Source organism: uncultured Pseudomonas sp., from assembly GCF_913777995.1.
In the GTDB taxonomy this organism is placed as follows: Bacteria; Pseudomonadota; Gammaproteobacteria; order Pseudomonadales; family Pseudomonadaceae; genus Aquipseudomonas.
This window is the reverse complement of record NZ_CAJYVE010000010.1, coordinates 414,216-426,871: the sequence shown is the minus strand read 5'-3', so window position 1 is coordinate 426,871 and position 12,656 is coordinate 414,216. Positions and strand designations below refer to the sequence as shown.

Annotated in this window: 13 protein-coding genes and 1 tRNA gene; 6 read left to right on the top strand and 8 right to left on the bottom strand. The window is 63.3% G+C overall.

The window, feature by feature from the left end:
* The 8 genes from ychF to QZ497_RS04745 form a co-directional block, all read right to left on the bottom strand.
* Window positions 1–1,082: redox-regulated ATPase YchF (ychF, locus tag QZ497_RS04780; RefSeq protein ID WP_295471551.1), on the bottom strand; the 1,082-nt coding region annotated here is incomplete at its 3' end.
* Window positions 1,083–1,102: 20 nt separating this feature from the next.
* Complete coding sequence (gene pth / locus QZ497_RS04775; RefSeq protein WP_295471550.1) at window positions 1,103–1,687, bottom strand: aminoacyl-tRNA hydrolase; 585 nt, start codon at window positions 1,685–1,687, stop codon at window positions 1,103–1,105.
* A 133-nt stretch (window positions 1,688–1,820) separates the two neighbouring features.
* Entirely contained in the window at window positions 1,821–2,420 is a 600-nt protein-coding gene (locus tag QZ497_RS04770) for a 50S ribosomal protein L25/general stress protein Ctc (RefSeq protein WP_295471549.1), read from the bottom strand.
* Window positions 2,421–2,556: 136 nt separating this feature from the next.
* Window positions 2,557–3,498, bottom strand: coding sequence for a ribose-phosphate pyrophosphokinase (locus tag QZ497_RS04765; RefSeq protein WP_002552145.1), 942 nt, complete (start codon window positions 3,496–3,498; stop codon window positions 2,557–2,559).
* A 47-nt stretch (window positions 3,499–3,545) separates the two neighbouring features.
* Window positions 3,546–3,620 (bottom strand) — tRNA-Gln (locus tag QZ497_RS04760).
* 39 nt (window positions 3,621–3,659) lie between these two features.
* Window positions 3,660–4,514, bottom strand: a complete 855-nt coding sequence (gene ispE / locus QZ497_RS04755; RefSeq protein ID WP_295471529.1) for a 4-(cytidine 5'-diphospho)-2-C-methyl-D-erythritol kinase — start codon at window positions 4,512–4,514, stop codon at window positions 3,660–3,662.
* Window positions 4,511–5,128 carry a lipoprotein insertase outer membrane protein LolB gene (gene lolB / locus QZ497_RS04750; RefSeq protein ID WP_295471527.1) on the bottom strand — a complete coding sequence of 206 codons (618 nt, stop codon included), beginning with the start codon at window positions 5,126–5,128 and terminating at the stop codon, window positions 4,511–4,513. Before lolB ends, ispE begins: the two co-directional genes overlap by 4 nt.
* 4 nt (window positions 5,129–5,132) lie before the next feature.
* Window positions 5,133–6,860, bottom strand: a complete 1,728-nt coding sequence (locus QZ497_RS04745) for a tetratricopeptide repeat protein (RefSeq protein WP_295471525.1) — start codon at window positions 6,858–6,860, stop codon at window positions 5,133–5,135.
* Window positions 6,861–7,074: 214 nt separating this feature from the next.
* Here QZ497_RS04745 and hemA point away from each other — a divergent pair, with 214 nt between their 5' ends.
* The 6 genes from hemA to QZ497_RS04715 all read left to right on the top strand — a co-directional run bounded on the left by hemA (window position 7,075) and on the right by QZ497_RS04715 (window position 12,450).
* Window positions 7,075–8,352, top strand: a complete 1,278-nt coding sequence (gene hemA / locus QZ497_RS04740) for a glutamyl-tRNA reductase (protein ID WP_295471523.1) — start codon at window positions 7,075–7,077, stop codon at window positions 8,350–8,352.
* Entirely contained in the window at window positions 8,349–9,431 is a 1,083-nt protein-coding gene (gene prfA, locus QZ497_RS04735; RefSeq protein ID WP_295471521.1) for a peptide chain release factor 1, read from the top strand. Before hemA ends, prfA begins: the two co-directional genes overlap by 4 nt.
* Window positions 9,432–10,265, top strand: coding sequence for a peptide chain release factor N(5)-glutamine methyltransferase (prmC, locus tag QZ497_RS04730; RefSeq protein ID WP_295471519.1), 834 nt, complete (start codon window positions 9,432–9,434; stop codon window positions 10,263–10,265).
* Complete coding sequence (locus QZ497_RS04725) at window positions 10,259–11,005, top strand: molybdopterin-synthase adenylyltransferase MoeB (protein WP_295471517.1); 747 nt, start codon at window positions 10,259–10,261, stop codon at window positions 11,003–11,005. The genes prmC and QZ497_RS04725 overlap by 7 nt, the downstream gene beginning before the upstream one ends.
* A complete protein-coding gene (gene murI / locus QZ497_RS04720) occupies window positions 11,002–11,817 on the top strand; it encodes a glutamate racemase (protein WP_295471515.1) in 816 nt (271 codons plus the stop codon). The genes QZ497_RS04725 and murI overlap by 4 nt, the downstream gene beginning before the upstream one ends.
* A gap of 114 nt (window positions 11,818–11,931) precedes the next feature.
* A complete protein-coding gene (locus QZ497_RS04715; RefSeq protein WP_295471513.1) occupies window positions 11,932–12,450 on the top strand; it encodes an acyloxyacyl hydrolase in 519 nt (172 codons plus the stop codon).
* Window positions 12,451–12,656: the final 206 nt, after the last annotated feature.

The following is a 12,656-nucleotide window of genomic DNA, read 5'->3' as shown; positions in this document are numbered from 1 at the left end:
TGCATGACATCACCGTCCTTGACGATGTAGTCCTTGCCTTCCAGGCGCCACTTGCCGGCTTCCTTGGCGCCGTTCTCGCCCTTGAAGGCGATGAAGTCGTCATAGGCCACCACTTCGGCGCGGATGAAACCCTTTTCGAAGTCGGTATGGATGGCGGCGGCCGACTGGGGCGCGGTGGCGCCGACGCGGACGGTCCAGGCGCGGACTTCCTTCACCCCGGCGGTGAAGTAGGTCTGCAGGTTGAGCAGTTCGTAGCCGGCACGGATCACCCGGTTCAGGCCCGGCTCTTCCATGCCCATGGATTCGAGGAACATCTGCTTTTCCTCGTCGTCGTCCAGTTCGGCGATTTCCGCCTCGATCTTGTTGCACACCGGCACCACCACGGCGCCTTCTTCTTCGGCGATGGCACGGACCACGTCCAGGTGCGGGTTGTTCTCGAAGCCGTCTTCGGCGACGTTGGCGATGTACATCACCGGCTTGCTGGTCAGCAGGTGGAAGCCGCGGATGACCGCCTTCTCTTCGGCGCTCATGTTCTTCATCAGGCTGCGCGCGGGCTTGCCTTCGGTGAAGTGGGCGATCAGCTGTTCCAGCAGGGCTTTCTGTGCCACGGCGTCCTTGTCACCGCCCTTGGCGTTGCGCGCGACCTTCTGCACCTGCTTCTCGCAGCTGTCGAGGTCGGCGAAGATCAGTTCCAGGTCGATGATCTCGATATCGCGCTTGGGGTCGACGCTGTTGGCGACGTGAATCACGTTCTCGTCTTCGAAGCAGCGCACCACGTGGGCGATGGCGTCGGTCTCACGGATGTTGGCCAGGAACTTGTTGCCCAGGCCTTCGCCTTTCGACGCACCGGCTACCAGGCCGGCGATGTCGACGAATTCCATGGTGGTGGGCAGGATGCGCTTGGGATTGACGATCGCAGCCAGGGCCGCGAGGCGCGCGTCGGGCATCGGCACGATACCGCTGTTCGGCTCGATGGTGCAGAAGGGAAAGTTTTCTGCCGCGATACCGGATTTGGTCAGCGCGTTGAACAGGGTGGACTTGCCGACGTTAGGCAGGCCGACGATGCCGCAGTTGAATCCCATGGTGTTCCCCTCAAGTCGTGTCAGGCCTTCTGGCTGTGCAGGGTGCGCATCGCGCGGCTCCAGTCGCCGGCGAGAATGTCCGGCAGCACGCCGAGGGCAAAGTCGATACTGGCTTCGAGCTTTTCCTGTTCGGCGCGCGGTGCGCGGCCGAGGACGAAGCCCGAAACCTTGCTCGCATCACCTGGGTGGCCGATGCCGAGCCGCAGGCGATGGAACGTGTTCTGGTTGGCCATTTGCGCAATGATGTCGCGCAGGCCGTTGTGCCCGCCATGGCCGCCGCCGGTCTTGAGCTTGGCGACGCCGGGTGGCAGGTCGAGTTCGTCGTGGGCCACCAGGATCTCGTCGATACCGATACGGTAGAAGCCGGCGAGCGCCGCCACGGCTTGGCCGCTGCGGTTCATGTAGGTGGTGGGAATCAGCAGACGAACGTCCTGACCCTGGTGCGTGAAGCGCCCGGTCAGGCCGAAGAATTTGCGCTCGGCGGCGAGATTGACCCGCTGCGCCGCAGCAATACGCTCAACGAAAAAAGCCCCTGCGTTATGCCGGGTCTGTTCGTATTCAGCGCCTGGATTTCCCAGGCCGACGATCAGTTTGATGGCACTCACTGCAGGGGCTTCCTTCTCGTTGTGGATAACATCGCCGCCCGAAGGCGGCTGTGGACAAAAAGAGCTGATTACCGGTGTAAACGCTACGATTCTGTCACGATGTCATTTCAACGTGCGTTACCGGGTAATGAAATTACTCGGCAGCGCCTTCTTCAGCTTCGGCCGACACGCGTGGAGCGTGAACGTTGGCGATAGCCAGGTCGGTACCGTGAGCCAGTGCGACGAACTCAACGCCTTTTGGCGCCTTGAGGTCGGACAGGTGGATGGTGGTACCGACTTCGGCGTTGCCCAGGTCGACTTCGATGAACTCAGGCAGGTCTTTCGGCAGGCAGGACACTTCCAGCTCGGTGGTAGTGTGGGAAACTTCGCCGCCTTTCTTGACTGGCAGTTCTTCGTTCAGGAAGTGAACCGGAACGGTAGCGGTCAGCTTCTGGCCAGCAACGACGCGGATGAAGTCAGCGTGCATAACGTGACCCTTGGATGGGTGACGCTGCAGGGCCTTGATGATCACGTCTTGTTTCTTGCCTCCGACGTTCAGAGCGATCACGTGAGCGAAAGCCGCTTCGTTCTCGATCAGTTTGGCCAGTTCTTTTGCCAGGATGCTGATCGACTCAGGGGCTTTGTCAGCACCGTAGACAACAGCAGGAACCAGGCTGGCGATACGACGCAGGCGGCGGCTCGCACCTTTCCCCAGGTCGGAACGCACTTCAGCATTCAGATTGAAATCAGTCATTTCGTTTCTCCAAAGTAGCCAATCGTCCTGTGCTTGCGACCAGCGACAGGCGATATGGGCAAAAAAGCCCCGCCTTGGCCGATGGACCAGGGCGGGGCGCTTTTCGTCGACGCGTTGCAGGCTGTGGGCAGGGCCCTCAGCGGAACATCGCGCTGATCGATTCTTCGTTGCTGATGCGGCGGACCGCTTCGGCGACTACCGGCGCGATATCCAGTTGGCGGATACGGCTGCAGGCTTGTGCTGCGGCAGACAACGGGATGGTGTTGGTCACCACCAGTTCGTCGAGCACGGAATTTTCGATGTTCTCGATGGCCCGGCCCGACAGCACAGGGTGTGTGCAGTAGGCGAATACCTTGGCCGCGCCATGCTCTTTCAGAGCCTTGGCCGCATGGCACAGGGTACCGGCGGTATCGACCATGTCGTCGACGAGGATGCAGGTGCGTCCTTCGACGTCGCCGATGATGTGCATCACTTCGGAGTGATTGGCCTTCTCACGGCGTTTGTCGATGATGCCGAGATCGACACCCAGGGACTTGGCGACGGCGCGTGCACGCACGACACCACCGATGTCCGGGGAGACGATCATCAGGTTCTCGAAGCGCTGGTCTTCGATGTCGTCGACCAGTACGGGCGAGCCGTAGATGTTGTCGACGGGGATATCGAAGAAACCCTGGATCTGGTCGGCATGCAGGTCAACGGTCAGTACACGGTCGATGCCCACGACGGTGAGCATGTCGGCGACGACCTTGGCGCTGATGGCCACGCGTGCGGAACGCGGACGGCGATCCTGGCGGGCATAACCAAAGTAGGGGATCACAGCAGTGATACGGGATGCTGAGGAGCGGCGGAAGGCATCGGCCATCACTACCAGTTCCATCAGGTTATCGTTGGTCGGAGCGCAAGTAGGCTGGATGATGAAGACGTCCTTACCGCGAACGTTTTCATTGATCTCAGTGCTGATTTCGCCGTCGGAGAACTTACCGACAGAGACGTCACCCAGTGGGATATGCAGCTGACGTACTACACGCCGAGCCAGATCGGGGTTGGCATTCCCCGTAAAGACCATCATCTTGGACACGCGCAGTACCTGGAGGCTGAGAGTAACCTGGATGAGTATAGAGAAAATGGCAGGGGCGGCTGGATTCGAACCAACGCATGGCAGGATCAAAACCTGCTGCCTTACCGCTTGGCGACGCCCCTGTGGCGATGATGCTACGAGTGCCTGGCACTCGGTTCCAGTTACAGGCTATGAAGCTTGCGGTGCAACATCGAAACGTTGCTGCCTTTTGCTACAAACCCTGCGAAGGTATCTGGAAGAAGGGCCGAGACTTTATCAGCTTCAGCTTTGCTTGGGAAGGCCCCAAACACACAACCTCCGGTTCCAGTCAGTTTGGCTTCGGTAAATTTACCTAGCCATTTCAAGGCGTTATGCACTTCTGGATAACGTCTTTCCACTACTGCCTGGCAGTCATTTCGACCGTTTCCCTCGGGAACGGGGCGCACTTTAATGGGCTTGCTATCACGTGTCAACAACGGATCTGAAAATATTTCCGCTGTACTTACAGACACTTGAGGGACCACCACCAGATACCAGGGCTCCGGGGGTTCCACGGGGGTAAGGATTTCGCCCACGCCTTCGGCGAATGCTGCGCGCCCGCGCACGAAGACCGGCACGTCGGCGCCCAGTCCCAGGCCCAGCCCGGCCAGGCGATCTTCGTCCCAGCCCAGCTGCCAGAGGTGGTTGAGTGCCAGAAGGGTGGTGGCGGCGTCCGAGCTGCCGCCGCCGATGCCGCCGCCCATGGGCAGGCGCTTGTCCAGCCAGATGTCGACGCCCAGTGCACAGCCGGATTCGACCTGCAGGGCGCGGGCCGCGCGCACGATCAGGTTGCTGTCGTGCGGCACGCCGACGATCTCGGTGTTGAGCACGATGCGCCCGTCGTCACGGACGGCGTAACCCAGCTCGTCACCATGGTCGACGAACTGGAACAGGGTCTGCAGCTGGTGGTAGCCGTCGGCGCGCCGGCCGAGGATGTGCAGCATCAGGTTCAGCTTGGCCGGAGCGGGCAGCCGCAGTGATGCGAGATGCATGTTCATTGCCCCAGCTTGCGTGGCTGCCAGTCCTTGACCACCAGGGTCACGTCCAGGTCCTGGCCATGCAGCTTGACCCGCTCGGGCAGCCAGAAGCCGTTCTGCTGCACATAGCTGAGGTATTCGACCTTCCAGCCGTCCTGTTCCAGGGTGGCCAGGCGGCTGTCGTCATCCAGGACCAGGCTGCTCTTGGTGTCCGGGGCCGGCAGGCCGCGGACCCACCAGACCAGGTGCGAAACCGGCAGCTTCCAGCCCAGTTGTTCTTCCAGCAGGCTTTCCGGCGTGGCGGCTTCATAGCGGCCCTGATTGGCCACTTCCAGGTTGACGCTGCCGGGGCGGCCGGTCAGGCGCGCCGCACCACGGCCCAGCGGGCCAGACAGGCGGATGTCGTAGTAATCCTGGCGTTGCAGCCAGAAGAGGGTGCCGCTGCCGGAGTCCTTGGGGGCGCGGATGCCGACCTTGCCGTCGATCTGCCAGCCGTCGAGGCTGGTCAGTTGCTGCTTGTGGAGGCGCCACTGGGCCGGGTCGCCCTTGCCTTGCAGGGCTTCGCGGGAACCGATGCCGGCACAGCCGGCGAGCAGGGCGATGAAACTGAATACGACGAGATTGCGTAGGAACATGGAATTACAACTTCTCTGAACCGGTCAGGCGCTGCACGGTGCTGCGCAGTACGGGGCTGTCGGGTTGGTCTTCGAGGGCTTTGGCCCATACCTGGCGGGCTTCGCGCTCCTTGCCTCTGGCCCAGAGCACTTCGCCCAGGTGGGCCGCCACTTCGTGGTCGGGGAAGCGCTGCAGGGCCTCGCGCAGCAGGCGCTCAGCCTCTTCGAGGTTGCCCATGCGGAAGTTCACCCAGCCCAGGCTGTCGAGCACGGCCGGGTCGTCGGGAGTGATCTGGTGGGCCTTCTCGATCAGCTCGCGGGCTTCGGCATAGCGGGTGGTACGGTCAGCCAGCGTATAGCCCAGAGCATTGAGGGCCATGGCGTTTTCCGGGTCGCGCTTGAGAATGGCGCGCAGGTCGGTTTCCATTTGCGCCAGGTTGTCACGCTTCTCGGCCAGCATGGCGCGGGTGTACAGCAGGTTGAGGTCGTCCGGGTACTGCTTGAGCGCGCTGCCCAGCACTTGCCAGCCGCGCTCGGGGTGGTCATTGGCGGTCAGCGTCTCGGCTTCGATCAGGTACAGCTGGATGGCGTAGTCGGGCTGGTTGTCGCGGGCCTCCTTGAGGCGCCGCGAGGCTTCGGCAGCGTTGCCGTTGCTGATCAGGATGTCGGCCTGGCGCAGCTGGGCCGGCAGGAAGTCCTGGCCGGGACCAACCTGGGCGTATTCATCCAGGGCGCTCTGCGGGTCGTCGCGCTCTTCGAAGATGCGCCCCAGGTTCAGGTGCGCGGTGTCGACGTGGGCTTCACGCGCCACCAGTTCTTCGAGATAGCCGGCGGCTTCGTCCCAGGCCTTGGCTTCAAGGCAGACCAGGGCCAGCGACAGGCGCAGGTCGTCATCGTCAGGGTACTGTTGCAGCAGGTTGGCAAACTGCACCTTGGCATCGTTCATGCGGTTCTGTTCGACCAGCATGCGTGCGTAGGTCAGGCGCAGGCGCTTGTCCTCGGGGTATTTCTTGAGGCTCTTCTCCAGGATGGAAAGGCCTTCCTTGCCGCGCCCGAGGCTCTGCAGCAGGCGGGTGCGCAGCAGGATCGGGGCGATCTCGCCGTCTTTCGGCGGGTGGTCTTCGAGCAGCTTCAGGGAGGCTTCGGATTCGCCATTCTGCTGCAGCAGCAGGGCCTTGCCGAAGATCAGCTGGCCATTGCTGGGGTACTTGGCCAGCAGGCGGTCGAAGCTCTTGATCAGGGCGGTGCGGGTGTCGGTGTCGGTTTCCGCGGCCGCCAGGGCGAGGAAGTCGAAGTGCGTATCGCCCTGACCCTGCAGGACCCGCTCCATGTAGCGCATGGAGTCGTCGTAGCGACCGGCACGGGCCAGCTGGATGGCTGCGGCGCGCTGCGACTCCAGGTTGCTCGGGTCGTTGCGTGCCCAGATCAGCGCGGTGTCCAGCGCCGCGTCATCGGCGCCGACGTATTCGGCGATACGGAAAGCCCGCTCGGAGACGCCCGGGTCCTGGGTGCTGACCGCCTGGGTCACGTAGTTGTCCAGGGCAATGTCGAAGCGGTTGCGTTGCCCCGCCAGCTCAGCGACCAGCAGGCTGTACAGCGTGTCCTGGGTGAACGAACCGTACACCGTCGGCTGTTCTTTCGGTGTCGGGGTCGGTTCTTTCTGGGCCTGCGCCGAGGGCGAGTCGACCGGCGCCATGGACTGGCAGCCGCCGAGCAACACGAGGGCGAGGAACAACGCGGAGGATTTATTCATAGATCAGAGAGGCGGCTTACCTGCGGTTTGGAGCATCATGACACAAGGCTGGCGGCAAAACCCACCGCCCCTTGAAAAACAGGCCTGGCCCTGGCGATGCCATCATCCAGAGGCCATTGGCCGTCATTCTAGTCGGACAATAAGAAGCGGTGGTTGTTCTAAACCTATCGAAGTAGGACAATTGTCGGCTTCACGTCACAACCAGCGACCCTGAATGGCCTTCCTTGCACTTGGTATCAACCATAAGACTGCCTCGGTAGACGTGCGCGAGCGCGTGGCATTCACGCCTGAGCAACTGGTTGAAGCCCTGCAGCAGCTCTGCCGCCTGACCGACAGCCGCGAAGCGGCGATCCTGTCGACCTGCAACCGCAGTGAACTGTACATCGAACACGATCACCTCGGTGCCGATGCGGTACTCGCCTGGCTGGCCGATTACCACCGGCTGGACCTCGACGAGCTGCGCGCCAGTGCCTACGTGCACCAGGAAGATGAAGCCGTGCGGCACATGATGCGGGTGGCCTCCGGCCTCGACTCGCTGGTGCTGGGCGAGCCGCAGATCCTCGGGCAGATGAAGTCCGCCTATGCCGTGGCCCGCGAGGCCGGTACGGTGGGGCCGTTGCTCGGCCGCCTGTTCCAGGCCACCTTCAGTGCCGCCAAGCAGGTGCGCACCGACACCGCCATCGGCGAGAACCCGGTTTCGGTGGCCTTTGCCGCGGTCAGCCTGGCCAAGCAGATCTTCAGCGACCTGCAACGCAGCCAGGCGCTGCTGATCGGCGCCGGCGAGACCATCACCCTGGTCGCCCGCCACTTGCGTGACCTGGGCGTGCGGCGCATCGTGGTCGCCAATCGTACCCTGGAGCGCGCCAACGTCCTGGCGGCGGAGTTCGGCGCCCATGCGGTGCTGCTCTCGGACATTCCGGCCGAGCTGGTCAACAGTGACATCGTCATCAGTTCCACCGCCAGCCAGTTGCCGATCCTCGGCAAGGGCGCGGTGGAAAGCGCGCTGAAACTGCGCAAGCACAAGCCGATCTTCATGGTCGACATCGCCGTGCCGCGGGATATCGAGGCGCAGGTCGGCGAGCTTGACGACGTCTACCTTTACACCGTCGACGACCTGCATGAGGTGGTAGCGGAAAACCTCAAGTCGCGCCAGGGTGCCGCGCTGGCGGCCGAAGCGCTGGTCGAGGCGGGGACTGCGGAATTCATGTCGCGCCTGCGCGAACTGGCGGCGGTGGATGTGCTCAAGGCCTACCGCCAGCAGAGCGAGCGCCTGCGCGACGAAGAACTGGGCAAGGCGCTGCGCCTGCTCGCCAACGGCGGCAATCCCGAGGAAGTCCTCGTGCAGCTGGCCCGTGGCCTGACCAACAAACTGCTGCACGCCCCCAGCGTGCAACTCAAGAAGCTGTCCGCCGAAGGCCGCGTCGATGCGCTGGCCATGGCCCAGGAACTATTCGCCCTCGGTGAGGGCCAGACGGATAAATCCCCGCAATGAAAGCTTCACTGCTCAACAAGCTGGACGTGCTCAACGACCGTTTCGAGGAACTGACCGCGCTGCTGGGCGACGCGGAAGTGATCAGCGACCAGACCAGATTCCGTGCCTACTCGCGTGAATACGCCGAGGTCGAGCCGGTGATCGAAGCCTACAAGCAGCGCGTGAAGGTGCTTGCCGACCTGGAGGGCGCCCAGGCGCTGCTCAAGGACAGCGACCCGGACCTGCGCGAGATGGCCGCCGAGGAAGTGCGCGAGGGCAAGCAGAAACTGCTGGACCTCGAAGCCCAGTTGCAGCGCATGCTGCTGCCTAAGGACCCCAACGACGGCCGTAACGTGTTCCTGGAGATTCGTGCCGGGACCGGCGGCGACGAGGCGGCGATTTTCTCCGGCGACCTGTTCCGCATGTACTCGCGCTACGCCGAGCGGCGCGGCTGGCGGGTCGAGGTGCTGTCCGAGAACGAAGGCGAGCACGGCGGCTACAAGGAAATCATCGCCCGGGTCGAAGGCGAGAGCGTCTACGGCAAGCTCAAGTTCGAGTCCGGCGCGCATCGCGTGCAGCGCGTACCGGAAACCGAATCCCAGGGGCGCATCCACACCTCGGCCTGCACCGTTGCGGTGCTGGCCGAGCCGGACGAGCAGCAGGCCATCGAGATCAATCCGGCGGAACTGCGCGTCGATACCTACCGTGCTTCGGGAGCCGGTGGTCAGCACGTCAACAAGACCGACTCGGCGATCCGTATTACGCACTTGCCGACCGGCATCGTGGTCGAGTGCCAGGAAGAGCGTTCGCAGCACAAGAACCGTGCGCGTGCGATGTCCTGGCTGTCTGCCAAGCTCAACGACATGCAGGCCAGTGCGGCAGCGAACGCCATCGCCAGCGAGCGCAAGCTGCTGGTGGGCTCCGGCGACCGCTCTGAGCGCATCCGTACCTACAACTATCCGCAAGGGCGGGTCACCGATCACCGCATCAACCTGACCCTCTATTCTCTGGATGAAGTGCTCGCCGGTGGTGTCGACGCAGTGATCGAACCGCTGCTCGCCGAATACCAGGCAGACCAACTCGCGGCACTGGGTGAATAAATGACCATCATCGCCAGCTTGCTCAGAAGCGCTGAACTTCCCGATTCACCCACCGCGCGCCTGGACGCCGAGTTGCTGCTCGCCGCCGCGCTGGGCAAACCCCGCAGCTTTCTGCACACCTGGCCGGAGCGCATCGTCAGTACCGAGGCGGCTCAGGCCTTCGCCGGCTTCCTGGAGCGGCGCCGCACCGGCGAGCCGGTGGCCTACATCCTGGGCCAGCAGGGCTTCTGGAAGCTCGACCTTGAAGTGGCGCCCCACACCCTGATTCCGCGTCCGGAAACCGAAATGCTGGTCGAGGCGGCGCTGGAGCTGATCCCCGGCTTCGCGGCGGTCCGCGTGTTGGATCTGGGCACCGGCAGCGGTGCCATTGCCCTGGCCCTGGCCAATGAGAAGCGCAACTGGACGGTGACGGCGGTAGACCGCGTGCCGGAAGCCGTGGAACTGGCCGAGCGCAATCGTCAGCGCCTGCACCTGGACAACGCGCGCGTCTTGCAGAGCCACTGGTTCGAAGCCCTGGCCGGTGAGCGCTTCGACCTGATCCTCAGCAACCCGCCTTATATAGCGGCCAGCGACCCGCACCTGAGCCAGGGCGATGTGCGTTTCGAACCCAGCAGCGCGCTGGTGTCCGGTGCCGACGGCCTAGACGACCTGCGGGTGATCATCGCCGGGGCACTGGAGCATCTTGAACCCGGTGGCTGGCTGATGCTCGAACACGGCTACGACCAGGGCGCCGCCGTGCGCGAGCTGTTGGTGCAGCACGGTTACCAGCGTGTGCAGACCCGCCGCGACCTGGGCGAGCACGAGCGCATCAGTTTCGGGTGCCTGCCGTGCTGAACGACGAGGAACTGCTGCGCTACAGCCGGCAGATTCTGCTGCAACAGATCGACATCGACGGGCAACTGCGCCTGCAGGCCAGCCGCGTGCTGATCGTCGGTGTCGGCGGCCTGGGCTCGCCGGTGGCCTTGTACCTGGCCGCCGCGGGCGTCGGCGAACTGCACCTGGCCGATTTCGACCAGGTCGACCTGACCAACCTGCAACGCCAGGTGGTGCACGACAGCGCCAGCGTCGGCCAGCCGAAGGTCGACTCGGCGATGAGCCGCCTGGCAGCCCTGAACCCACTGGTGCGGGTGGTGCCGCATCGCCAGGCCCTGGATAGCGATTCCCTGGCCGCCGCAGTCGCGGCGGTCGACCTGGTGCTGGATTGCTGCGACAACTTCGCCACCCGCGAAGCGGTCAACGCGGCCTGTTTCGCAGCGGGCAAGCCGTTGGTCAGCGGTGCGGCGATTCGTCTGGAAGGTCAGCTGTCGGTGTTCGACCCACGTCGCGCCGACAGCCCGTGCTATCACTGCCTCTATGGGCATGGCAGCGATGCCGAACTGACCTGCAGCGAAGCCGGCGTGGTCGGTCCGCTGGTCGGTCTGGTGGGCAGCCTGCAGGCGCTGGAGGCCTTGAAGCTGCTGGCCGGGTTCGGTGAACCCATGGTCGGCCGGTTGTTGCTGATCGATGCCCTGGGCACGCGCTTTCGTGAACTCAAGGTCCGCCGTGACCCGGCCTGTGAGGTATGTGGTGCATGAATGACGTGCACATGAGCCATGGGGCCGAGACGCCGGTGGCGGTGTTCGATTCCGGGGTCGGCGGCCTGTCGGTGCTGGCCGAGATCCGTGACTTGCTGCCTGCCGAGTCGCTGTATTACCTGGCCGACGCCGGGCACGTACCCTATGGCGAAAAAAGCCCGGCGTTCATCGTCCAGCGCTGCCTGACGATTGCCGAGTTTTTCCACGCCCAGGGTGCCAAGGCCCTGGTGCTGGCTTGCAACACCGCGACAGCCGCAGCGGCGGCCGTGCTGCGTGAACGCTACCCGGACTGGCCGCTAGTGGCCATGGAGCCGGCAGTCAAGCCGGCCGCCGCCGCCACGCGCAGTGGCGTGGTGGGCGTGCTGGCCACCACCGGTACCTTGCAAAGCGCGCGCTTCGCGGCACTGCTCGACCGTTTCGCCGGCGATGTGCGAGTGGTCACCCAACCTTGCCCAGGCCTGGTGGAGCTGATCGAGACCGGCGACCTGCAAGGCCCGGCCATCACCCGGTTGCTGCAGGGCTATGTGCAGCCCCTGCTGGCCGAAGGCTGCGACACGCTGATTCTGGGCTGTACCCACTACCCATTTCTCAAGCCCCTGTTGCGCCAGATGCTGCCCCCAGGCATCAGTCTGATCGACACCGGTGCCGCGGTAGCCCGCCAGCTAGAGCGTCTGCTGGCTCAGCGCGAGCTGCTGGCGCAGGGGCCAGCCCGCCAGACGCAGTTCTGGACAAGTGGCGATCCGGACAATTTAAGAAAAATCCTACCAACGCTGTGGAAAAGTTCTGACAGTGTGCGAAGCTTCGTCTTGTAAAAAAAACGTGAAAGCCTGTTCAAGGGGATGAACTATCGTTCACTCGAAGATTTCTATAACGGGGCTGGTTCGCTTTAAAACTATAAACGGCGGGATTATCTAGGAATGTTTCGAATGAAACGACTTTTTTGCGTGGCTGCACTGGCAGCTGCCGCGATGGGGCAGGTAGCGGTCGCTCAGGCCGATGGCATCGAGTTTTCCGTGGGGCACACCAGCCAGTCGACCATGACCTACCGTCTGGGCGCGCAGTTCGACTGGGACAAGAGCTGGCTGAAAAGTGATGTCGGTCGTCTGACCGGCTACTGGGATGCCGCCTACACCTACTGGGATAGCGACAACTTCAAGGACAATCATTCCCTGTCGTTCTCGCCCGTGTTCGTCTACGAGTTCGCCGGCAACAGCGTCAAGCCGTACATCGAGGCGGGTATCGGCATCTCGGCGTTCTCCAACACCCAGGTGGAAGACAACAAGCTGGGCAGCTCCTTCAACTTCGAAGACCGTATCGGTTTCGGCCTGCGCTTCCCTGGCGGCCACGAAGTGGGCATCCGCGCCACGCACTATTCCAACGCTGGCCTGAAAGAGCCGAACGACGGCATCGAAAGCTACGCGCTGCACTACAAGCTGCCGTTCTGACGGTTAAGCTCAATACTGTTCGCTTAAGCGACATGTGGCCCGGTGGGAGCGGCTTTAGCCGCGAAAGCCCAGGAAATTCACTGCATCTGTTGTGAATATGCGGTCGCTTCGCGGCTGAAGCCGCTCCTACCCGGCCTAACTGACCAGTATTGCGGTTAAGCTGGTTCGCCAGCAGGTCGCCCCCACCAGACGTGGTGGGGGCGGCT